The sequence below is a fragment of the Microlunatus sp. Gsoil 973 genome, assembly GCF_009707365.1.
GTDB lineage: Bacteria > Actinomycetota > Actinomycetes > Propionibacteriales > Propionibacteriaceae > Microlunatus.
The window spans coordinates 732,807-753,695 of the sequence record NZ_CP046122.1; the positions used below are offsets into that span (position 1 = coordinate 732,807).

Genomic DNA, 20,889 nt, shown 5'->3' on the forward strand with positions numbered 1-20,889 from the left:
GGCTGGCACTATGGACGGTAAGACAGACAACGGGGTGATCCGATGCCGATGAACTTGACGGACTGGCTCGGCGACAACCCCTGGGCACTGTGGCTGACGCTGGCCGTCCTGCTCGGGGTCGCCGAGATCCTGTCCCTGGACTTTGTGTTGATCATGATCGCCGTCGGTGCGGTCGCCGGGGCGGTGGTCGGTGCCATTTTTCCGGAGTTGTGGTGGCTGCAGATCCTGGTCGCCGCCGGCGTCTCGGTCGGGATGTTGGCAGTGGCCCGGCCGACACTAATGAAGCGGGTGCACCAGCTGCCCGGCTACCGGTCGTCGGCCGACAAGATGGTCGGCAGCAGTGGCCTGGCCACCACCGACATCACCACCCAGAGTGGCGAGATCAAGGTCGACGGACAGACCTGGACGGCGCGGGTGTACACGCCCGACACGGTGATCACGAAGGGCACCGAGATCGAGGTGTACGCGATCGACGGGCCGATCGCCGTCGTCTATCCCAGGTACGGTGAGCTTCCCACCCCGTAGGCTGGAAGTCGACAATCTCCGAAGGAGTGCCATGGGCGGCATTATCGCGTTGATCATCGTCATCATCGTGCTGATCATCGTGCTGGGCAGCGCGATCCGGATCATCCAGCAGCAGCGGGTGGCGGTGGTGGAGCGCCTGGGCAAGTTCCACCGGACACTTCCGCCCGGACCGCACCTGTTGGTGCCGTTCGTCGACCGGGTCCGTTACAGCATGGACATGCGCGAGGTCGTCGTGCCGTTCCCGCCGCAGGGCGTGATCACCGAGGACAACCTGATGGTCAACATCGATTCGGTGATCTACTTCCAGGTGATCGATCCGGTGCGGGCCGCGTACGAGGCGCAGGACTACGTGCGGGCGATCGAACAGCTGACGATGACGACTCTGCGCAACATCATCGGCGGACTTGATCTTGAACAGACGCTGACCAGCCGTGAGGAGATCAACGGCAAGCTGCGCGTGGTGCTCGACGAGGCCACCGGCAAGTGGGGGATCAAGGTCAACCGGGTCGAGTTGCGGGCCATCGATCCGCCGCCCACCATCCGCGACGCGATGGAGAAGGGCGCCCGGGCCGAGCGCGACAAACGGGCCCAGATCCTGTTGGCCGAGGGCCAGCGGCAGTCCCAGATCCTGTCGGCCGGTGGTGAGAAGGAGTCGGCGATCCTACGCGCCCAGGGCGAACGCGAGGCCGCTGTGCTGCGCGCCCAGGCAGATCGGCAGTCGCAGATGTTGCGTGCCGAGGGCGAGGCGCAGGCGATCACCACTGTCTTCAACGCGATCCACGCCGGTGAGCCGGACCAGGCGCTGCTGTCCTACCAGTACATGCAGATGCTCCCGCAGATCGCCCGCGGCGACGCCAACAAGGTCTGGGTCGTGCCGTCGGAGATCGGCAAGGCTCTCGAGGGTCTCGGTGGTGCGGTCGCGCAGGCGGCCTCCGGCATCCCGACCTCGAACGACGGGCACTTCTCCGCGCCGAAGAAGATCGACGTCCAGGCTGAGCTGGCAGAACAGAAGAAGGCCGAGGACGAGGACGCCGACAAGCGGGTCCAGGAGGCGATCGCCGCGGCCCAGGACTTGGAGAACACCAGGATGTCGCGGCTGTCGCCGTCGAATGGCCCCGCTGCACTGGGTGCCGGGTTGGGTGCCCCGGCGCCCGATTCCGGGGCGGACGAGCAGCCGCAGCATCAGGCTCCCTCCTCCGCGCCCACCCCGCCGTCGGCTCCGCCCGAGCCGCCGCAACAGGGTTAGAGGGCGATCCGGAGCACCTCGGCCCCCGGCAGCTTGGCTGCCAGGGAGCCGGGAACGGCCAGCTTGCTGCCGCGGACACCGCTTCCGATCACGATCCATGGCTGCCCGGTGACGGCGGTGTCGACCAGGATCGGCCAGCCGTCCGGCAGCCCGATCGGGGTGATTCCGCCGTACTCCATCCCGGAGTCGGAGACGGCGTCGTCCATCGACGCGAAGGAGAGCTTGCGCACGCCGAGATGCTTGCGGACAGTCTTGTTGACGTCCGCCCGTTCCGTGGCCAGCACCAGACAGGCTGCTGTGGTCTGCACCTCGGCCCGTCGGCCGGCGACGACGACGCAGTTCGCCGAGGTCTCCAGCGGCGACTGGTAGGCCTCGCAGAACGCCGCGGTGTCGGCCAGTTCCGGATCGATCTCGGTGACGAACACTTGGTCGGCGTCGATCACACCCGACTCCAGTGCAGTCTTGACCGGTGCGGCCAGGAGTTCGGGCCGGGTCAGCGCGGGCTGCCAGGTCAAGGTTCCGAGTCCGACGGGCTGTGACATGCGTGGAATCATAGACACCGTGCCCGCCGTCCCCGCCTACCTGTCCGGTCTCCGGCTGTCCGGACGCCGGGTGGTGGTGATCGGCGCGGGCCGGGTTGCCGAACGCCGCCTTGACCGGCTGCTGGAGGCGGGGGCGGAACTGATCGTGATCGCGCCCGTGGCCACGGAGTTGATCAAGCAGCTGGCCGACTCGGGACGGCTGACCTGGTTGCAACGCGGCTATCTGTACGGCGATTTGGAGGGTGCCTGGTACGCCCTGGTCGCCACCGATGATCATGACTGCAACGAACGGGTGTCGACCGAGGCGGAGCAGCGCCGGATCTTCTGCGTACGGTCCGACGATCGGCAGGCGGCAACCGCATGGACCCCGGCCAGCGCAGTGACCGACGGGGTCCAGATCGGCGTTCTTGCCGGCGGCGATCACGGTCGATCCCGCCGCATCCGCGACGAGTTGCTGCGACAGTTGGACCTGTGATCGAGCACCAGATCATCAAGATCACCGGGTCGGACGACGGTCGAATCGACGATTACGTGAAACTGCGGGATGTCAACCTGCGCAGGCATCTCGAAGCGGAGCGCGGTCTGTTCATCGCCGAGGGCGAGAGGGTGATCGGGCGAGCCCTTGACGCCGGCTATCGCCCCCGATCCTTCCTGCTTGCCGAGCGCTGGCTGGATCCACTTGCCGACCGGCTCGTTGATCATCCGGACGTACCGATCTACCTGGTCACCGAGAGGTTGGCCGAGGAGATCACCGGGTTCCATGTGCACCGCGGAGCTCTGGCCTCATTGCACCGGCAACCGGATCGATCGGTGCAGGACCTGCTACGGCTGGACCGACTCGTGGTCCTGGAGGACATCGTCGATCACACCAACGTCGGCGCCATCCTGCGGAATGCCGCGGGGCTCGGCTGGCAGGGTGCTCTGCTCTCCCCGCGGTCGGCCGACCCGCTGTACCGGCGGGCGATCAAGGTCAGCATGGGCGCGGTGTTCTCCCTGCCCTGGGCACGGATGGCGGACTGGGGAAGTGCGGTCGGGCTGCTCAACGATCACGGTTTCACCACCGTCGCCCTCGCTCTGACCGACGAGGCACAGGACCTTGATCAGGTACGCGACCGGTTCGCCGCAGGCGGGCGAGCCAAGATCGCGATCCTGCTCGGCACCGAGGGCGCCGGCCTGTCGAAGCGCTGGATCGACCAGGCGCAGCTGGTCGCGAAGATTCCCATGCGGGCCGGCATCGACTCGCTCAACGTGGCAGCGGCGAGCGCGGTGGCCTGTTACGCACTCGCTTCCGGACGCACCGCCGGATGACAGTGACCACCCTGGATAGGGTCGAGACCCATGGACGAGAAGTCAGTGCTGAAGCGGTACTACCAGCGCGCCAGGGAGTCGCTGTTGTGGAAGGTCGACGGGCTGTCCGAGCGCCAGGTCCGAATGCCGTTGACCCCGACCGGAACCAATCTTCTGGGTGTGCTGAAACATGTCGCCTCGGTCGACGTCGGTTACCTGGGTGAGGTCTTCGACCGACCGTTCCGGCATCCGCTGATCGACCGGATCGACGCCGATCCCAGCACCGACCTGTGGGCCGCCGAGGACGAGTCGGCAGAGATGATCAAGGAGTTCGCCCGCCGGGCCTGGGCACACACCGATGCCACCATCGAGGAGCTCGAGCTGGATGCGGTCGGCCGGGTTCCGTGGTGGGGCGACCAGGAGGTCACGCTCGAATGGATCCTGGTCCACGTGATCAGCGAGAACGCCCAGCACCTCGGGCAGGTCGACATCGTTCGCGAGCTCACCGACGGAGCCGCCGGCCTGCGCCCGGACGCCAGCAACCTGCCGGACATGACCGCTGCGGACTGGGCCGAGCACACCGCCAGACTGCGCGCACTGGCCGAGTCGTTCCCGGAGTAGCTCAGTCCCGCGGGAGTTCGACCAGATCGGTGATGTGGCCGCGGACCTGGTCGACCCACCACGGCTCGTTACGACGCAGGGGCAACAACGACCACCACATCACCGAACTCCAGCCCAGCAGAATCACTCGGACCCGGTCCAGCCGATCATGATCGGGCAGGTCGGCGCCGAGCGCCGCTCGCTCCTCGGCGAGCAGGCTGATCAGATCCGGGGTATCCGGGGTACCGGACGTCAGCTGGGCATACGCCGCGTCCCAGGCCCAAGGTGCGGTCCGCGGGATAGGGTCGATCAGCCGCCACGGTCCGTTCGGAGTGCCGGCTACTGCGTTCCAGGGGTGGACGTCGCCGTGACACTTCACGTAAGGGCTGTCGGCGTGCAACCACGCGTCGTCGGATCCGGCCCGGTCGAGCAGCTCGGCGACCGGGCCGGGGCAGCCATGATCAACAGCTGACTGACCATTCGTCCGTACGAAGTTCGCATCGATCGGGTAGGTCGACAGATCGAGTTCGGTGGCCTGCTGCTGGAAGCGGGCCGCCTGATGCATGATCGCCCGTGCGGTGTCCACGACGTCGGAGCGGCCGCGATGAGGCAGGTCCTCCATGACCAGCCACCGCTGTGGCCTTCGCCCGAGCCGGTCGCCCTGGGCCAGCAGCCTGGGCACGACATCATCACAGCGGGACGCGATGGCCGGCATCCACACCGCCTCGAGATCACCGAGCCCGATCTTGAGAACACAGCGTGAGCTGTCGGCTCGCCACCGGGCGCGGAAGATGCGCTCCTGCTCGGGAGGGTCGGCGGTCACGCCGTCCAGCAGTGCGTCCAGCACTGGGTCGGTGATCGCATCGGTCATCTGCCCGGGCGTCATGTGCCCAGGCTGCTGATCAACCGGCGGGGTAGCAAGCAGATATCCGATCGCGTACTTGTGCACAGCCATCCCCCGCGCCACCGGCAAGTGTCAGCGGTGCCGTCTAACATCGTGATCATGGACGACAGGCTCGATGATCGCGGTGTTCTCGCCGCGGCGCGGTCTGCCGTCGAGGCGGAACGCCGGTCAGGCTGCCAGTTGTTGGAGGCCGCCGCTGCGTGGGCCGACCTCCATCCCTCGGAGAGCCTGCTGACTCCGGAGCAGCGGCTGGAGGAGTACGGCGAGAAGGCGGTGCTGTTCGGTGGCGACGGCACCCCGGACGTGGCCGAGACGGCAGCGGGCACCCTCGGCGCTGAGATCGGCATGAATCCCGACCAGGCGCGCAATCTGATCTCCGACGCGCTGGATGCCCGCCATCGGTTGCCGCAGGTATGGCGGTTGATCCAGGCCGGGCAGGTCCGGCGAGAGACGGTGCACCGGCTGGCGTTCAGGACCCGGCACCTGACCCGCCCGCAGGCCGAGGACATCTCTCGGCAGATCGCGCCCGCGTTGCCGAGACTGACGCCGGGACAGCGGCTGGACAATCTTGTCGAAGCGGAGATCATGCGGGTGGATCAGGAGCGGTTGGAGCAGGCCGCCCTTGAGGCGATCCATGACCGCTACGTCCGCAAGGGGCGTCCCGATGCGGAGGGACTGACCGACCTGTTCATCCACACCACGGTGGCTGACGCCGAGTCGTCGATGGCGGCGATCAACGATCTCGCACGATTACTGAAGGCACGGCAGGATCAGCTGCCGGCCGGTGTTCCCGTCCGCGGCGCACGCACCGTCGACGGCGGTCCGACCGGGCGCGACGGTCGGGACTGCATGGACGAATGGCGTGCCGTCGCGGCGCAGCTGTTGCACACCAACCCCGGATTGGCATTCCGGATCCAGCTCGAAGCCAGCCAGCCGGGACTCTTCGACGGCACGCTTCTCGACGGCACGGTTTTCGAAGGCACAGCTGACGATCACCTCGTCACCGAATTGATCAAGCGCATCGACTTCACCAGGCTGCAACCGGCAGCAACGTTGCACGTGCACATCGCCGACACCGCGCTGGACGATCCCTTCTGCCCGGACGCACCGCAAGCCGGGATCACTCGGGTCGAGGAGATCGGCCCGGTGTTCCTCGAGGTGGTCCGGCGCTGGCTCGGCCAGGCCTGCACCGTCCGGCTGCAGCCGGCGATCAACACCGGTGCCGTACCGGCGGTCGACCGGTATGAGTTCCCGCCGGCGATGCGGGAGGCAATGCTCGCCGGATCACCGGCCTCCCGGTTCCCGTGGTCCAACAGCCTGTCCCGGCGCAACGATCTCGACCACACCGTGCCCTATCTACCACCCGAGCGGGGCGGGCCGCCGGGGCAGACGGGCCTGCACAACGGGGGACCGTTGACCCGGCGCGAACACCGGTACAAGACGTTTGGGCAGATCTCCCTACGACAACCGCAGGCGGACACGCACGTCTGGAGAACGAAATACGGCGGCGTCCTCGTGGTGAACCCTTCGGGCACCTTCGACCTGGGTGCCGGGGAGTTCGCCCGAGCCGTCTGGATCGCCGGCGAATGCCTCGACGACCAACACAGCATGGTCGAGGAACTGCTGCGCGAGCGGCTGGCCCTGAGCGCTTGATCACCACCGGGTGATGCCCGCGCCGGCCGACCAGCGAAGATATCTGGTGTGAAGCTGTGCATCCTGGGTGGTGGTGGGTTCCGGACCCCGTTCGTCTGGCAGGCGTTGCTGAGGGACACCGGCAAACCACGTGTCGATCAGGTGAGCCTCTATGACACCGACGAGCGGCGCCTCGGGGTGATGGTCAGGATTCTGCGTCAGCTTGCCGAGCCGTTCCCGGACGCTCCGTCGGTGACCGCGACGACCGATCTTGATGCGGCGTTGACCGGCAGTGACTTCATCTTCGCGGCGGTCCGGGTGGGCGGGCTTCGCGGGCGCCAGGTCGACGAACATGTCGCCCTGGAGCTCGGAGGTGATCGGTCAGGAGACCACCGGACCGGGCGGACTGTCGTACGCCATCCGCACCCTGCCGGTCATGATCGACATCGCCCGCCGAACCAAGCGGCTGGCGCCGGAGGCGTACTTCCTCAACTTCACCAACCCGGCAGGCATCATCACCGAGGCCCTGCAGACCGAGCTGGGCGATCGGGTCCTCGGCATCTGCGACACACCCTCCGAACTCGGCAGGCGGGTGGCGGGCATCCTCGGTAAGGATCACCGCCGCCTGCAGCTGGACTACGTCGGGCTCAATCATCTGGGTTGGATGCGCCGGATCCTTCTCGACGGTCGCGATATCCTGCCGGAGCTGTTGGCCGACGATGCTCGACTGGCCAGGCTCGAGGAGGCGACGATCTTCGGCGCCGATTGGCTGCGCAGTCTGGGCATGATCCCGAACGAATACCTGCACTACTACTACGACAACCGGGATGCGGTGGCAAGGATCCGCGCGGCCCGGACGACTCGGGGCGATTTCCTGGCAACGACCCAGACCGCCTTCTACCACCGGGCGGCGGAGACCGAAGACGTCGCCGAGCTGTGGCGGCAGACGGTCGAACAGCGGGAGGCCAGCTACATGGCCGAGGCCAAGGGTGGGGTACAGGGCGCCCCGGCAGCGCATCCGCAAGGCAACGAAGACGACCCGACGGCCGATCCCGGGCAACTGGGCTATGCCGGTGTCGCGCTGGCCGTGATGCGAGCGATCAGCCGCAACGAACGGGGCGCAGCGATCCTCAATGTTCGCAACCGTGGCACCGTCCAGGGACTGCCGTACGAGGCCGTCGTCGAGGTGCCAACGGTGATCGACGCCAACGGTGTTCATCCGCTCACCGTCGATCCGCCGGGTCTGGCCGAGCTCGGCCTGATGCAGCAGGTCAAAGCCGTCGAGCAACAGATCATCGCCGCTGTCCGCGCCGGCTCCCGCAGCGCCGCAGTCACCGCCTTCGCGCTGCACCCGCTGGTCGACTCACGAAGCATCGCCCGGCAGCTGGTCGATGCCTACCTGGCGCAGCTCCCCGAGGTAGCCGCAGCCTTGCCGAACGCCTGACGGGAGGAGGTCAGTCGTCGGTCGGCGTCGGCTGGCTCCTGGGAGTCACCGGCCAGTCGGCAGGATAGGTCTCGGCGACGCTCTTGTGCTCCTGGTACAGCTTCTTGCGTGCCCGGGAGGACAACCGGTCACCGAACACGGTGCCGTTGAGGTGGTCGGTCTCGTGCTGCAGACACCGGGCGAAGTAGCCGGTGCCCTCGACCCTGATCTCCTTGCCGAATGCATCCTGGCCGGTGCAGATCGCGACATCCGGTCGGGCCAACTCGATGTACGCCCCGGGCAGCGAAAGGCAGCCTTCGTCGATGTAGTCGAGTTTGCGGTCCTTGCCCTCCGGCAGTGTCACCACCGGGTTGCAGAAGACGCCGATGTGCCGGCGCCGGTTCTCGTCGGGGCAGTCGTAGACGAACAGGGCAAGATCGACTCCGACCTGGGGTGCGGCCAACCCGACGCCGTCGGCGGCCGCCATGGTGGCGAACATGTCCCTGATCAGCCGGTGCAGGTCGTCGTCGAAACTTGTCACCGGCTGTTGCCGCCGGTGCAGCACCGGCTCGCCCCACCGGGTGATCGGCCGTACGGTGCCACCGGTGGTCAGATCGGAGGTACTCAGTTCACTCATCCCGCGCGGCTCCGGAGCACGGTGTACGGATCCGCGGTCACCCCGGTGCCCTGGTCGTAGTCGTAGGAGTAGACCGGGCGGCCCTCGATCAGCACCTGCTCGGCGCGGCTCATGATGTCCAGCGGATCGCCGCTCCAGACCACCACGTCGCCGTCCTTGCCCGGCTCGAGGGATCCGATGCGGTCGGCCAGTCCGAGCATCTCCGCCGGGTTGATGGTCAGCGCTCGGATCGCGGTGTCGCGGTCCAGACCCTCCTTGACCGAGACGATCGCCTGATAGATCAGGAAGTTGATCGGCACCACCGGATGATCGGTGGTGATCGCGATCTTGACCCCTGCCTTGGCCAGCAGGCCGGGATTGCGCATGTGCCGCTGGTTCAGTTCCACCTTGCTGCGTGAGGTGAACAGCGGCCCGATGATCACCGGGATGCCCTTGTCGGCAAGGACATCGGCGAGCAGGTGTCCCTCGGTGCCGTGGTTGATCACCAGCTTGTAGCCGAACTCCTCGGCCAACCGGATGGCAGTCGCGATGTCGTCGGCGCGGTGGGTGTGCTGGCACCAGGGCAGCTCACCGGACAGCACCGAGGCCAGGATCTCGTTGTTCGAGTCGCGGGTGAACGCCTTGCCGTCGCGTTCGGCCTCAGACTTGCGGAGCACGTAGTCCTGGGCGCCGGCGAAGGCATCCCGGATCACCGAGGCCACGCCGAGCCGGGTCGACGGGGTCTGCTTCTTCTCGCCGTACACCCGCTTCGGGTTCTCACCGAGGGCCGACTTCACGCTGCACGGTTGCTTGATCAACATCTCGTCGACGATGCGGCCCCAGGACTTGACCGCAACGGTCTGGCCGCCGATGGGATTGCCCGACCCGGGCTTGATCACCACAGATGTGACGCCACCGGAGAGCGCGTCGCGAAAGCCCTCGTCGGCGGGATTGATCGCATCCAGGGCACGGAACCTGGCGCCGACCGGGTCGGTCATCTCGTTGGTGTCACTGCCGGCCCAGCCGTTGCCCTCCTCGTGGACCCCGACATGACCGTGTGCCTCGAGGAACCCCGGCAGCACCCACTTGCCTGCAGCGTCGATGATCGGCAGATCGTTATCGACCTTGATCTTGGCGCCGACGGCGGTGATCTTGCCGTCCTTGATCAGGACGGTGCCGTTCTCGATCACCTCTCCGGTCACCGGGACCACCCGGCCGCCGACTATCGCGACATCCTGGCCGGTGCTCGGCTCTGTCCGGCTCTGCTTCCGTGCTGCGCGGGCCACGGGCTGTCTCCTCGTTCTCAGGACGTGTTCTCAGGACGCGTTCTCGGCGACGTCTCTGGGTCGGGGCCCAACGCTATCGCGCCGGTACCACGACGGCCGGTGTCGGTGTGTCGATCTGCAGCACCGTCTTCCAGTCCTCGGCGTTCGGGCTGACCGCCGTCGGCTTGATCACGGTGACGTTGTTGCCGACCTGGTTGGCGACCCACAGCTGATCGTCGTCGACGGTCAGATCTCGGGGCCAGGCGCCGCCGCAGTCGATCTCGACCAGCGGGTGCGGCGTCCCCGACGCGTCGAGGGTGAAGAAGCTCAGCGTGTCCGCACCGCGGTTGGCGATAACGATCTGGTCGCCGTACTGGGCGATCGCCGACGGGTAGACCCGCTGGTCGGTCTCCCGAGCCGATGTCGGCAGGCTGACGCCTTCGGAACCCACCTCGGCGTCCAGGGCACCCACCCACAGCACGGCGGACAGCTCACAGGCCACTACGAGGTACTGGCCGGACAGCAGCAGGTGTCGAGGTCCTGAGCCCGGCGGCAGGATGATCGAATCGGTGGCCGGGTCGAGGTTGCCGTCGTCGTCGATCCGCACGATGTGAATCGAGTCGGTGCCGAGATCGGGCACCAGGAGCGCAGTGCCGGCACTGACCACCTGGTGCGCGTGGGCCGCGTCCTGCCGTTCCGGATCCGGACCGGACCCGGAGAACTGCAGCAGGCCGATCCGTTCGGACAGGGCGCCGTTGTCCTCGATCCGGAAGCTGGCGATCGATCCGCTGGTGTAGTGGGCGACCACGACGAACTTCCCGCTGTGGTCGAAGGCAAGGTGGCAGCCGCCGTCGCCGCCACTCTCAACGGTGTTGATCAGATGCGGACCGCGTTCGTCGTAGCGCAGCGCCGAGACGGTACCCGGTGTCGACTCGCTGACCGCGTACAACCACGGTTGGGTCGGGTGCTTGACGACATAGGTGGGTGACTGCAGTCCGGCGGTCCCGGTCTCTGTGTTGGGGTCGGATCCGGATCGGCCGCTGAGACCGGCTGAGCCGCCGCCCATCTCGCTGGTGTAGCCACCGATGAAGATCTGCTCCGGTGCGGTGTAGGACGGCGCGTCCTGCGTGTCGGCTTCGGTCATGGGCTCACAGATATCAGAGAGTGGGGGACATGGGGCAACCGGGCGAGCAGTTCGCCGATCTGCGGACCGATTTCGAACGGCACCTGCGCTCGGAACGCCGACTGTCCGAACACACGGTCAGGGCCTATCTGGGCGACCTGGAGAGCCTGTTCGCGCATCTGGAGGCGATGGGCCTCCACGATGCCGCCGCGGCCGAGTTGGCCGACCTGCGCAGCTGGCTGGCGCGGATGCAGAGCACCGGTGCCGCGCGCGCGAGCCTGCAACGCCGTTCCGCTGCCGTTCGGGTGTTCTGGGCGTGGGCGTGCCAGACCGGTCGCGTGCCGCGGGACGTCGCCGCCGGACTGAAGTCGCCGAAGAAGCAGCGGCGGCTGCCGGCCACAGTCGACCAGCGGGCTGCAGCGTCCATGCTGGAGGGCGCCATCGGCCGGGCCGAGGAGGCAGGCGGTCCGGTCGGCGTCCGGGACGTGGCCATCCTGGAAACCCTGTACGCGACCGGGATCCGGGTCTCGGAACTGTGCGGGCTCGACCTTGCCGACGTCGACCCCGATCGGCGCGTGCTGCGGGTTTTCGGCAAGGGAGGCAAGGAACGGTCGGTGCCGATCGGCGGGCCGGCGCTACGTGCTGTGGATCGCTGGCTGGCCGAAGGGCGCGCGCTGTTGGCCGGGCCGAGGTCCGGCACCGCCGTGTTCCTCGGAGAGCGCGGCGCGCGGATCGACCCGCGGGTCGTGCGCCGGATCGTGCATCGCGCGCTCGGTCTGACCGAGGGCGCGCCCGATCTGGGCCCGCACGGACTGCGCCATGCGATGGCTACCCATCTGCTGGAGGGCGGCGCTGACCTCCGCAGTGTCCAGGAGATGCTCGGCCACTCCTCGCTCGCGACCACGCAGATCTACACCCACGTCACGAACGAACGGCTGAGGCGGGCCTTCGAGCAGGCCCACCCGCGTGCCTGAACCGACCCGGCCGTCCGGGGCCGCGCGGGCTCCACCCGGTACTCAGCGGGCCGGTGCGGATCGGGCCGGTACGGATCGGGCCGGTACGGATCGGGATAATTCCCCCATGACTGACGGATATGACGTGGCGATCGCCCGGCAAACGGCGCCGTACCTCGCATCGTGGATCGCGTTCCAGCGCGGGATGCTGCGTACACCCGGCGTCCAGTTGGCCATCCGGGTGGGCGACGAGCTGATCCTGTCCGAGGCGTTCGGCCTCGCCGACGAGCCGGCCGGAGAGCCGTTGCGGACCGATCATCTGTTCCGGATCGCGTCCCATTCGAAGACCTTCACAGCGACATCGATCATGCAACTGGTCGAGCAGTCCAGGCTCAGATTGGACGACCCCATCGGTCATTGGGTGCCGGAGATCGCGGGAAGCAGGATCGCCGGGGTCACGGTCCGGGAACTGCTCGGCCATCAGGGCGGGGTGATCCGCGACGGTCTGGACACCGACTTCTGGCAGTTGATGGTTCCGTTCCCGGACCGTGACGAGTTGATCAAGCTGTGCAACGCGCACGGCAAGGTGTACGAGGCCAACGAGCATTTCAAGTACACCAACGTCGGCTTCTCGCTGCTCGGTATGGCGATCGAGGCCGCCAGCGGGCGGAGCTACCACGACTACGTCCGCGAGCACATCATCCAGCCCCTCGGCCTGGGTAACACCGGTCCGGAGTACCGGCCCGAGCGGAGCTCGGATTACGCCGCAGGCCATACCGGCCTGCTCGACGGCGCCGAACCCCGGGAGGCGATCGGTCACATCGACACCCGCGGCATGGCCGCCGCCACGGGGTTCTACTCCACGGCCGACGACCTCACCCGGTACGGCGCCGCGCACTTCTTCGGCAACGAGGTGCTGCTCTCCGATGCCGGCAAGCGGCTGATCCAGCGGCTGGAGTCGACCGTGATCAGCAACAGCTCCGAACAGGGTCGGTACGGCCTGGGGATGGATCTGGCCACGATCGGCTCCCGCGAATGGGTCGGGCACAGCGGCGGCTACCCCGGTCACATCACCAGGACCTTCATCGATCCGAACGGTCGCGCCGTCGTCTCCGTGCTGACCAACTGCATCGGCGGACCCGCGACACCGCTGGCCGAGGGTGTGATCAAGTTGTTGGACCTCGCCCACGATCTGGCGCGGTCCACGGACCGGGTCGGTCCGGCACCCGACGGCATCGATCTGAACAGCTTCACCGGACGGTTCGCGAGTCTGATGGGGCCGCTCGACATCGCCCTCCTGGGCGGCCGCCTGATCGGATTGTCGCCCGCAGCGGGCGACCCGACCGGAGGTGGGTGGGACGAGTTGCAGGTGATCGACGAGAACACCCTGCAGCTGCTGCCGGACGCCGGGTTCGGTCCGGTCGGCGAGCGGGTCGAATTCACCCGGAACGGCGCGGGCGGCATTGAATCCGTGCGCTATTGCGGCGGCACGCGGTGGCCGCTGGACGTGTTCAAGGCACGCCGTTCGGCCCAGATCGCGGCGGTCCGATAGGAATAGGTCCCATGACTGACTACTCCGAACCCACCGTGACGCTGGCCGGCGGCCCGAAGATGCCGCTGCTCGGCTTCGGCACCTGGCAGATCTCCGACGCCGAGGCGACCGCCGCGACCACAGCCGCGCTGGAAGCCGGATACCGGCACATCGACACCGCGACCGGATATCAGAACGAGGCCGGCATCGGGAAGGCGCTGGCGGCCGGCGGCCTGAGCCGGGATGCCGTCTTCGTCACCACCAAGATGCCACCGGACCATGTCGGTCGGGAGCGGCAGACACTCGAGGAGAGCCTGACCAAGCTCGGCCTGGACCGAGTCGATCTGTGGCTGGTGCACTGGCCGCCGAACAAGGAGGCCACGCCACAGGCCTGGGAGCAGTTCATCGCCGCCCAGCAGGAGGGTCTGGCAACCTCGATCGGTGTCAGCAACTACTCCCTGGACCAGATCGATGAGCTGATCTCCGCCACCGGAGTCGCACCGGCGGTCAACCAGATCCGCTGGAGCCCGGCGATCTACGATGCCGAGGTTGCCTCCGGGCTGGCCGAGCGCAAGGTGGTTCTGGAGGGTTACAGCCCGTTCAAGGCATCCAACCTGGAGGATCCGACGCTGGTGTCGATCGCCGAAGCCCATGGCGTCAACGCCGCGCAGGTGATCATCGCCTGGCACGTCAGGCACAACTTCGTGGTCATTCCCAAGTCGACCAAGCCGGAGCGGATCGTCAGCAACGCCGCCGGCGCGACGGTCGAACTGACCGCCGACGAGGTTGCGGCGATCGACGGGCTCTCCAACTGAGCAGCTAGTACCAACTCATCGGATTCACCACCTGCCCGTCGATCCAGACCATCAGGTGCAGGTGGCATCCGGTGGAGTAGCCGGTGCTGCCGACGAAGCCGAGCAGCTGACCCTGTCGGACGCGGTCGCCGACGTCCACCAGGTAGGACGCGGCGTGGTTGAACCCGGTGACCACGTGACGTCCGTCGATGGTCCCGTGGTCGAGCATCAGGCGGTTGCCGTAGCCGGCGTTGGAGTAGCGCCGGACGACAACGCCCGGGGCAGGGGCCCTGATCGGGGTCCCGCAGGCCGCGCCGAAGTCGGTGCCGTCGTGCAGCTTCCAGACATGCAGGATCGGATGGAGGCGCATCCCGTACGGCGAGGTGACCGGACCGGCCACCGGGTCGACGAACCCGTGGGAACCGGCCGGACCGGTCGCCGGTGGCAGTTGCCGGAGCAGTGTGCGCCGGATGGTGGCGCGCCGTCGCACGGCGGCGCGTTCGGCTGCCGGCACCAGCCGGTAATGGCCTCCCGCCGGATTCGACGGCGCGAGCAACAGGGGATCGAGGTAGTTCTGCCCCTGTTTGAGGCCCCAGTGCAGGCACGAACGGGCGGGACAGTGATCGCCGCGGGCCAGGGTCCCGATCCGTTCACCGGCGGCCACCCAGCTGCCGACCGGCAAGCTCGGCGTGACCGGTTCGTACGTGGTCCGGACCGGCCCGTGATCGACAACGACCACGCCGCGACCGGCCAGCGTCCCCGCGTAGCTCACGGTGCCTGCAGCGGCGGCCACGACCGGGTCGCCGACCCCACCGGCCAGGTCGACGCCGCGGTGGCCGGCGCCCCACGGACTGTCCGGTGGGTCGTAGCCGCGGATCACCTCCGGAACTCCCGGCAGCGGCCAGCTGGTGTTGCGCGGCAACACGGGAGCGGCATCCGCGGCCGGGCTCGGACCGGCCAGTCCGCCGAGGGCGAGCGTGCCGAGGATCAGCAGGATCGCGGTACGTCTCATACCTTCACCTTGGGGTCGACGGCCGTTGGTGTTTCAGGCTCGTCAGGATCTGTGGATACCGCTTCGCGGAGCCTTGAGGCCTGTGGATGGGTCGATCACTCGCGATGGGTTGGCAGCCGATGCCGCGCATTGTGGCGAACCTGAGATCAGCCCCCGGTGATGCGCTGACAGCCCGGATCGGGGCTGACCTTGCGCCGATCCATTGCCATGGGATCCGGTGGCGAGTAGCTTGATTTTCTCGGGGAATCCCTGTGGTCTGGGGTCCTTCACAGTCAATGGCGTCTGATGCGGGGGCATGGCGATGTCTATACGGATTCGAGACCTCGCGATCACGATCGAAGGACGCCACTTCACGCCTTGGGCGCCCTGGCAACTAGCCGAGTGCGGCAGCACGGACGTATGCGGTGAGACCGGTACGTGCGGACAGACCGGTACGTGCGGTGAGACCGGCTGCGGGGAGACGACCTGCGGCGAGACCGGGACGTGTGGCGCGACCGGTTGTGGCGAGACGACCTGCGGCGAGACCGGGACGTGTGGCGCGACCGGTTGTGGGGAGACGACCTGCGGTGAGACCGGCACCTGTGGTGCAACCGGCACGTGTGGTGCAACCGGCACGTGCGGCGCAACCGGCTGTGGATACACCGACTCGTGCGGGATGACCGATTCGTGCGGGATGACCGATTCGTGCGGGATGACGGATTCGTGTGGGCCGACCGGTTGCGGGATGACCGATTCGTGCGGGATGACGGATTCGTGTGGGCCGACCGGTTGCGGGATGACCGATTCGTGCGGGATGACGGATTCGTGTGGGCCGACCGGTTGCGGGATGACCGACTCGTGCGGGATGACCGATTCGTGCGGGATGACCGATTCGTGCGGGATGACCGGGAGCTGCGGGACGACTGGGGGCGATGCTGTCGCGAAGTGGTGGACTGCGCTGTCGATCGAGACCAAGGCAGCAGAGTTCGAACGCGTCCTGGCCGGTCCGAACCGCGACGCACTGTTGAAGATCATTCAGGCGAAGCGGGGGACGCCTCCGGTACAGCGGTCTATCGATGAGCTTGACGACCGCGAACTGGTCGAGTTGGAGCGCTCGCTTGAGGTCGCCTTGAGCGAGGTGCGTGCGAAGCGGTCCGGCCGCGGCACGACGGCTGTATGACCACCGGCGATCCGGCAGTTTCCACCAGAGCCCGGCCGGTGGCGCCCACCACGGCAAACGCCGGTGTGTCCCGCGAGGCCGTCGAGCACGCCGCAACTCTTGTGGGTCTCGTACCCCACTCGACCGTCCGCAGAGCGTTGTACGCCTACGGTCGCCGGCCGTGCGGCCCGCGCTGGGCGAGAGAATTCCCTGATGCTCTGCTCGTCGCCTCCCGCACCGAGGACGCATTCGTGCCGCTCGACCGTCGAATGTGGCGGACGCGACTTTCCACAGAACCTGCCGGTCGGTGGAGATTCGAGACGCGTCTATCCACCGGCACCCGGCCGGGATTCCAACCCGTCAAGCTCTACGTGAACCTCGGTTGCCGGAGCCTCCTCTCGATCCTCAAGTCGATGATCGAGCGGATCGCCCTCTCCGAAGCAGTCGCCTTCAAGGTATGTGTCGACCCTTGGGGACTGCTGCGGCCCGACAAGTTCGTCATCTATCTTCCGACGATCGAAGCCGCCGGCAGACTGCATGACGCGCTCGCCCCTCTCGTGTCCGAGCTCGACGTCCAGCAACTCCCATTCACCGCGCCCCTGGACCAACGCGGTGCCGTCTCACTCGGGTTCGACCCCCACGGCGCGTGGTCGACCAACTGGGAGAGCCCAGCTGGCGTGGTCTGGTGTGCGGTCTGCTCGAGGTCGCCGTTGTCGAGGCAGTCCAACACCGCGAGGCACGACCGGTTGATGCCGCATTGACAGCTGTCCGAGCAACGGGAATAGACACGGCGACGTGGGCTCCGATAGGCGTTCTGTGACAAAGCACGCGCCTGCATACATCCTCGACCCGGAGGTCATCGTCAGGCCCGTGGAACAGCTGCGCTCCGACATCCGGGAGCTGCTGGACTGGCGGCCCGGCGACTTCGTTGTGACCAACCCGACGGCGCGTGCTCGATCGTTGCTGGTGGACGAAGCGACGGCCAGAGTCATCTCCTCCTGGCGAGAGGCTACGAGCGTTGCGGACGTGGCCGCATGGGCGGTCGATGCCGGACTCCGCCTCGACAGGCACGACATCAATGAGCTGCACGAGAAGCTCGTAGCGCTGGGATATCTGGTGTCGACAGCCGCATCGTCACCACAAGCCGATCGGCTTGTGGCGGGCACGCAGCTGGATGGAATCACCGTCGGTCGGCTGGCCCACGAAATGCCCGACAAACATGTCTACGCGGGAGTGGATCCCCAAGGGGAACGAGTCGCGATCAAGATCGCTGCGCATGCGACGGACGCCGCGACTCGCAGCACTATCGAGCGTGAAGCCACGATCCTGAGCGATCTGTCCCTACCAGCAGTGCCTTCACTGACCGCTCGTGGCGACTTCAACGGACGGGCATACATCGCGATCGAATGGCGCGACGGTGTCGATGCGCTGACGCACGCCAACACCATTCGATCGGAGGCCGGTTCGCCCGCAGAGTCGGCCGCGCCGTTGCGTGACCTCGTCGCGACGATCTTCGAGGCGTACGCGCAACTTCATCAGGCGGGCATCGCTCACGCTGACATCCATCCTCGAAACATCCTGGTGGGCGAGGGCGGATGCGTCTCGCTCATCGACTTCGAGCTGGCCACCACGCGATCAGGTGGTGGGGAGCCGTCCGCTCCACGGGGCGGTGTGCCGTACTTCTTCGATCGTCACTACTCCAAGGCGCTCCTCGAGGGGCGCCGTCCACCCGGGGCAGACATCGATTCGGACCTCCACGGCCTGTTGGCGCTGGCGTACCTGCTGATGACCGGCAGTCATTACCTGCCATTCCGACTCGATCGCGGACAGTTCTACCGACAGATCTCAGACGGCGGCATGCAACCATTCGCCCTGGCGGCGGGGTGGACATGGCCAAGTGTCGAGGAGATCCTCGCCACAGGACTCAACTCCGGTGGCCGGAGCGCCGAGGATCTCGCCACGGCGCTTCGGCGCGCATCACTCGAGGATGTCGCAGTCGGGGTCACGCCAACCACACCTTGGCCTGCGGACTTCATCTCCACATTCCGACATGGGGGCGTTCATGACGCCTGGCCACTTCCGGCGCCCTCCGGTTGTATCCACCATGGGGCGGCGGGGATCGCCTTCGCGTTGCTTTCGGACCCTGCCGCGGACGCGGGCGTCCTCGCCGACGCAGCGATGTGGTCGCATCGCTCGGTGCGAGCAATCGACGCGCGCGATCCGACCGCTGGGGGCGTGCTCGACCCGGCCCTCGCCCGTTCGTGGTCCTTGCACTATGGCGCGGCTGGAGTACAGCTTGTGAGGGCGCTCGTAGCCTGCGCTCAAGGCGCCGGCCCGGAACTCGATCGAGCGGCCGACTCATTCCGGCGCTGCGCGGATGACTTGGACGATGAATCCACCGAGCTCGCAAGTGGGGCCGCTGGGTGGTTGCTCGGGGCTGCTCTACTCTGCGAGGCGATTCCCGGCGCGTCTGCGATGCCGGCCCGGGCGTCGCTGATTCAGCGCGGAGATGCCGTCCTGACCACGCTGTCTCGCCAGGACTTCGGCGGTCTTCCCGTCGGTATAGCGCACGGGATCGCGGGTGTCGCGTTCGGCGCACTTCAATGGGCTCGTGTGCGGGCCGCGGCCCCGCCCGGGTGGGCCATCGCGATCTGCGAGGAACTCGGCGGTCGTCAGAATGAGACGTGCGATGCCGGCTGGATCGCGCCGACGGAGTGGGACTCGGTTCGAGCCGAGCGCTTCGCGTCCAGCTGGTGTAACGGCTCCAGCGGTCTCGCGCTTCTCTTCTGTGCGGCCTACGAATGCACCCAGCGAGCAGACTTCCTCCGATTCGCCACGACGGCGGGGCAGATGGCGGACCGGGCGAAGCAGAACGGCGCAAGCCTGTGCTGCGGCGATGCGGGGCGCGCGCTCGCTCTGGCAGCAGTCGGGCGCGTAACCGGCGAGGACAAGTGGGTCGGGCGAGCGCGCGAGAACGCACTAACGGCCGCCACCGCCCGGCAGACCATACCTACGTCCCTCTACAAAGGAGCCCTCGGCGCACGCGTCGCCCAGCGTCTGCTGCGTGATCCGAGGAGCGCGCGGTTCCCGCTGTTCGAACTCGCGGGCTGGCCCTCGCGTTGGACTCATGGCCCGGCTCGGACCGAGAGGTGGGGATGACGACGAATCAGCCAGGCGGAATCCCACTCGGCGTGCTGGAGCTCCTCAAGAGGTCGGACAAACAGCCGGCAGATGACGTCCGAGACCTCATCACTCTCGCCCAGGGGGTCGAACGGGCCGGCTACCGCCGCATCTGGTTGGCCGAGCACCATGTCGATGATGCCGCGGTGACGACGCCAGAGGTCCTCCTGGCCGGAATGCTCATGGCGACCTCGACGATCCGTGCCGGCCTGGGAGGCGTCATACTCCCGTACCGAAGCCCGTATCGTGTCGCTGAGCTGGCCCGATCGTTGGCCGCGCTCAGCCCGGGTCGCGTCGACGTGGGTGTCTGCCGAGGACCAGGTCTGGTTGATCCGGCAATCGCCGGCGAGCTTGTTCAGGGCAACGAGTGGGAGATCGCTCCGGAGGCGTTCGAACCCAAGACCCGCAGGGCCCTGCGCTTCCTCCGGGGCGAGGGCACTCCGCCCGTGTGGCCGAACGGTGACGTCGACTATTCAACCTGGGTGCTTGGCTCTTCGGACGGCACCGCCAAGCTCGCGGGCGAAGGTGGAGCCGGCTTCGCCGCCTCGTTGTTCATCGCCCGCAACGAGGAACCAGTCGCGCGAAGCATCGGGGCCTACCGCGCAGCTCTTGGCGCATCCGCCGGTCGGGCTGTGGTCGCCGTGAGCGTCGTCGGAGCAGCTACCGCAGACGCTGCGGAGCGGCGCGAGGAAAAACTGCGGCGGGAAGGCTTCCTGCCGAGCAATGTGGTGGGCGACTTCGACGACTGCCGTCGCAAGCTCGCCTCGATAGCGGCGCGTTGCGGTGCGGATGAACTCCTGATCGTCTCGTTCTCGCGGAACCCCGCGGAGCGCGCCGGCCTCTACGCGAATCTGATGACATCCAGGTAGCCTCACAGAAGCTTGGATCCCGGCCGCGGGGGAACTCGGAGAGCGCCGTCCAGCTGTCGATTCGCGGATCCAGGCTGAACGGGGCGGACAGGGCCGGACGCTGCCTCCCGACCGATTACCGCCGGGCATCGACAACGGCGTAAGATGTGCCGAGCAGCCCCGCGTGGGCTGACTTCGCATGCACACTTACCTCCGCTTCGGCGGCGGGCGTGACCTGGCGGTCTCCAGCGGAGACGGGTTTCGCGTGTG

General features: G+C 67.4%; 20 protein-coding genes and 1 pseudogene. 15 read left to right on the forward strand and 6 right to left on the reverse strand.

Translation table 11 applies throughout. The features are described from left to right. Nucleotides 1–42 precede the first annotated feature (42 nt). Entirely contained in the window at nucleotides 43–525 is a 483-nt protein-coding gene (locus tag GJV80_RS03410) for an NfeD family protein (RefSeq protein WP_195909139.1), read from the forward strand. A gap of 31 nt (nucleotides 526–556) precedes the next feature. Further along, the gene (locus GJV80_RS03415; RefSeq protein ID WP_154686689.1) at nucleotides 557–1,771 is read left to right on the forward strand and encodes an SPFH domain-containing protein; all 1,215 of its coding nucleotides are present in this window, start codon (nucleotides 557–559) and stop codon (nucleotides 1,769–1,771) included. On the opposite strand, the gene GJV80_RS03420 is transcribed toward GJV80_RS03415, so the two are convergent. Beyond that, nucleotides 1,768–2,313, reverse strand: a complete 546-nt coding sequence (locus GJV80_RS03420; protein WP_154686690.1) for a YbaK/EbsC family protein — start codon at nucleotides 2,311–2,313, stop codon at nucleotides 1,768–1,770. The genes GJV80_RS03415 and GJV80_RS03420 overlap by 4 nt on opposite strands. Before the next feature lie 19 nt (nucleotides 2,314–2,332). On the opposite strand from GJV80_RS03420, the gene GJV80_RS03425 reads away from it, so the two are divergent. From GJV80_RS03425 to GJV80_RS03435, 3 genes are read left to right on the forward strand one after another with little or no spacing between them, the layout of a single operon-like run. After that, nucleotides 2,333–2,788, forward strand: a complete 456-nt coding sequence (locus tag GJV80_RS03425; RefSeq protein WP_230208095.1) for a bifunctional precorrin-2 dehydrogenase/sirohydrochlorin ferrochelatase — start codon at nucleotides 2,333–2,335, stop codon at nucleotides 2,786–2,788. Continuing rightward, nucleotides 2,788–3,621 (forward strand): RNA methyltransferase, encoded by an 834-nt coding sequence (locus GJV80_RS03430; protein ID WP_230208490.1) that lies wholly within the window; start codon nucleotides 2,788–2,790, stop codon nucleotides 3,619–3,621. The genes GJV80_RS03425 and GJV80_RS03430 overlap by 1 nt, the downstream gene beginning before the upstream one ends. Before the next feature lie 30 nt (nucleotides 3,622–3,651). After that, entirely contained in the window at nucleotides 3,652–4,221 is a 570-nt protein-coding gene (locus GJV80_RS03435) for a DinB family protein (protein ID WP_154686693.1), read from the forward strand. 1 nt (nucleotide 4,222) lies between these two features. Here GJV80_RS03435 and GJV80_RS03440 read toward each other — a convergent pair whose 3' ends face one another. Then, nucleotides 4,223–5,155, reverse strand: coding sequence for a hypothetical protein (locus GJV80_RS03440; protein WP_154686694.1), 933 nt, complete (start codon nucleotides 5,153–5,155; stop codon nucleotides 4,223–4,225). A 48-nt stretch (nucleotides 5,156–5,203) separates the two neighbouring features. On the opposite strand from GJV80_RS03440, the gene GJV80_RS03445 reads away from it, so the two are divergent. From GJV80_RS03445 to GJV80_RS23610, 3 genes and pseudogenes are all read left to right on the forward strand, one after another. Next, nucleotides 5,204–6,757, forward strand: a complete 1,554-nt coding sequence (locus GJV80_RS03445) for a DUF222 domain-containing protein (protein WP_154686695.1) — start codon at nucleotides 5,204–5,206, stop codon at nucleotides 6,755–6,757. A gap of 48 nt (nucleotides 6,758–6,805) precedes the next feature. Then, a pseudogene (locus GJV80_RS24470) lies at nucleotides 6,806–7,051 on the forward strand (6-phospho-beta-glucosidase); the annotation flags it as partial. Nucleotides 7,052–7,088: 37 nt separating this feature from the next. Beyond that, complete coding sequence (locus GJV80_RS23610) at nucleotides 7,089–8,180, forward strand: 6-phospho-beta-glucosidase (RefSeq protein WP_255455527.1); 1,092 nt, start codon at nucleotides 7,089–7,091, stop codon at nucleotides 8,178–8,180. A 10-nt stretch (nucleotides 8,181–8,190) separates the two neighbouring features. Here the strand turns inward: GJV80_RS23610 and def are convergent, their stop codons facing one another. The 3 genes from def to GJV80_RS03465 all read right to left on the reverse strand — a co-directional run bounded on the left by def (nucleotide 8,191) and on the right by GJV80_RS03465 (nucleotide 11,184). After that, nucleotides 8,191–8,796, reverse strand: a complete 606-nt coding sequence (gene def / locus GJV80_RS03455) for a peptide deformylase (protein WP_154686696.1) — start codon at nucleotides 8,794–8,796, stop codon at nucleotides 8,191–8,193. Further along, nucleotides 8,793–10,061 carry an amidohydrolase gene (locus GJV80_RS03460; RefSeq protein ID WP_154686697.1) on the reverse strand — a complete coding sequence of 423 codons (1,269 nt, stop codon included), beginning with the start codon at nucleotides 10,059–10,061 and terminating at the stop codon, nucleotides 8,793–8,795. Before GJV80_RS03460 ends, def begins: the two co-directional genes overlap by 4 nt. 73 nt (nucleotides 10,062–10,134) lie before the next feature. Continuing rightward, nucleotides 10,135–11,184, reverse strand: coding sequence for a beta-propeller fold lactonase family protein (locus tag GJV80_RS03465; protein ID WP_154686698.1), 1,050 nt, complete (start codon nucleotides 11,182–11,184; stop codon nucleotides 10,135–10,137). A 29-nt stretch (nucleotides 11,185–11,213) separates the two neighbouring features. On the opposite strand from GJV80_RS03465, the gene GJV80_RS03470 reads away from it, so the two are divergent. From GJV80_RS03470 to GJV80_RS03480, 3 genes are all read left to right on the forward strand, one after another. After that, a complete protein-coding gene (locus tag GJV80_RS03470; RefSeq protein ID WP_154686699.1) occupies nucleotides 11,214–12,137 on the forward strand; it encodes a tyrosine recombinase XerC in 924 nt (307 codons plus the stop codon). A gap of 106 nt (nucleotides 12,138–12,243) precedes the next feature. Next, a complete protein-coding gene (locus GJV80_RS03475; protein ID WP_154686700.1) occupies nucleotides 12,244–13,668 on the forward strand; it encodes a serine hydrolase in 1,425 nt (474 codons plus the stop codon). Between the two features lie 11 nt (nucleotides 13,669–13,679). Further along, nucleotides 13,680–14,462 (forward strand): aldo/keto reductase, encoded by a 783-nt coding sequence (locus tag GJV80_RS03480; protein ID WP_154686701.1) that lies wholly within the window; start codon nucleotides 13,680–13,682, stop codon nucleotides 14,460–14,462. 4 nt (nucleotides 14,463–14,466) lie between these two features. Here the strand turns inward: GJV80_RS03480 and GJV80_RS23615 are convergent, their stop codons facing one another. After that, on the reverse strand, nucleotides 14,467–15,453 hold the full coding sequence (locus tag GJV80_RS23615) for a peptidoglycan DD-metalloendopeptidase family protein (protein WP_230208096.1): 987 nt from the start codon (nucleotides 15,451–15,453) through the stop codon (nucleotides 14,467–14,469). An 880-nt stretch (nucleotides 15,454–16,333) separates the two neighbouring features. Here GJV80_RS23615 and GJV80_RS03495 point away from each other — a divergent pair. From GJV80_RS03495 to GJV80_RS03510, 4 genes are all read left to right on the forward strand, one after another. Beyond that, nucleotides 16,334–16,612 carry a hypothetical protein gene (locus GJV80_RS03495; protein WP_154686702.1) on the forward strand — a complete coding sequence of 93 codons (279 nt, stop codon included), beginning with the start codon at nucleotides 16,334–16,336 and terminating at the stop codon, nucleotides 16,610–16,612. A 392-nt stretch (nucleotides 16,613–17,004) separates the two neighbouring features. Then, nucleotides 17,005–17,352 carry a hypothetical protein gene (locus tag GJV80_RS03500; RefSeq protein ID WP_154686703.1) on the forward strand — a complete coding sequence of 116 codons (348 nt, stop codon included), beginning with the start codon at nucleotides 17,005–17,007 and terminating at the stop codon, nucleotides 17,350–17,352. 109 nt (nucleotides 17,353–17,461) lie between these two features. Beyond that, nucleotides 17,462–19,750, forward strand: coding sequence for a lanthionine synthetase LanC family protein (locus GJV80_RS03505; RefSeq protein WP_154686704.1), 2,289 nt, complete (start codon nucleotides 17,462–17,464; stop codon nucleotides 19,748–19,750). Further along, a complete protein-coding gene (locus tag GJV80_RS03510) occupies nucleotides 19,747–20,640 on the forward strand; it encodes an LLM class flavin-dependent oxidoreductase (protein WP_154686705.1) in 894 nt (297 codons plus the stop codon). Before GJV80_RS03505 ends, GJV80_RS03510 begins: the two co-directional genes overlap by 4 nt. Nucleotides 20,641–20,889 lie beyond the last annotated feature (249 nt).

What these genes read in the sequence shown, in the direction of transcription:
- GJV80_RS03410 (WP_195909139.1), top strand. Translation starts at nt 43, where the DNA reads ATGCCGATGAACTTGACGGACTGGCTCGGCGACAACCCCTGGGCACTG.
- GJV80_RS03415 (WP_154686689.1), top strand. Translation starts at nt 557, where the DNA reads ATGGGCGGCATTATCGCGTTGATCATCGTCATCATCGTGCTGATCATC.
- GJV80_RS03420 (WP_154686690.1), bottom strand. Translation starts at nt 2,313, where the DNA reads ATGTCACAGCCCGTCGGACTCGGAACCTTGACCTGGCAGCCCGCGCTG.
- GJV80_RS03435 (WP_154686693.1), top strand. Translation starts at nt 3,652, where the DNA reads ATGGACGAGAAGTCAGTGCTGAAGCGGTACTACCAGCGCGCCAGGGAG.
- GJV80_RS03440 (WP_154686694.1), bottom strand. Translation starts at nt 5,155, where the DNA reads ATGGCTGTGCACAAGTACGCGATCGGATATCTGCTTGCTACCCCGCCG.
- GJV80_RS03445 (WP_154686695.1), top strand. Translation starts at nt 5,204, where the DNA reads ATGGACGACAGGCTCGATGATCGCGGTGTTCTCGCCGCGGCGCGGTCT.
- GJV80_RS23610 (WP_255455527.1), top strand. Translation starts at nt 7,089, where the DNA reads ATGTCGCCCTGGAGCTCGGAGGTGATCGGTCAGGAGACCACCGGACCG.
- def (WP_154686696.1), bottom strand. Translation starts at nt 8,796, where the DNA reads ATGAGTGAACTGAGTACCTCCGATCTGACCACCGGTGGCACCGTACGG.
- GJV80_RS03465 (WP_154686698.1), bottom strand. Translation starts at nt 11,184, where the DNA reads ATGACCGAAGCCGACACGCAGGACGCGCCGTCCTACACCGCACCGGAG.
- GJV80_RS03470 (WP_154686699.1), top strand. Translation starts at nt 11,214, where the DNA reads ATGGGGCAACCGGGCGAGCAGTTCGCCGATCTGCGGACCGATTTCGAA.
- GJV80_RS03475 (WP_154686700.1), top strand. Translation starts at nt 12,244, where the DNA reads ATGACTGACGGATATGACGTGGCGATCGCCCGGCAAACGGCGCCGTAC.
- GJV80_RS03480 (WP_154686701.1), top strand. Translation starts at nt 13,680, where the DNA reads ATGACTGACTACTCCGAACCCACCGTGACGCTGGCCGGCGGCCCGAAG.
- GJV80_RS23615 (WP_230208096.1), bottom strand. Translation starts at nt 15,453, where the DNA reads ATGAGACGTACCGCGATCCTGCTGATCCTCGGCACGCTCGCCCTCGGC.
- GJV80_RS03495 (WP_154686702.1), top strand. Translation starts at nt 16,334, where the DNA reads ATGACCGGGAGCTGCGGGACGACTGGGGGCGATGCTGTCGCGAAGTGG.
- GJV80_RS03500 (WP_154686703.1), top strand. Translation starts at nt 17,005, where the DNA reads ATGATCGAGCGGATCGCCCTCTCCGAAGCAGTCGCCTTCAAGGTATGT.
- GJV80_RS03510 (WP_154686705.1), top strand. Translation starts at nt 19,747, where the DNA reads ATGACGACGAATCAGCCAGGCGGAATCCCACTCGGCGTGCTGGAGCTC.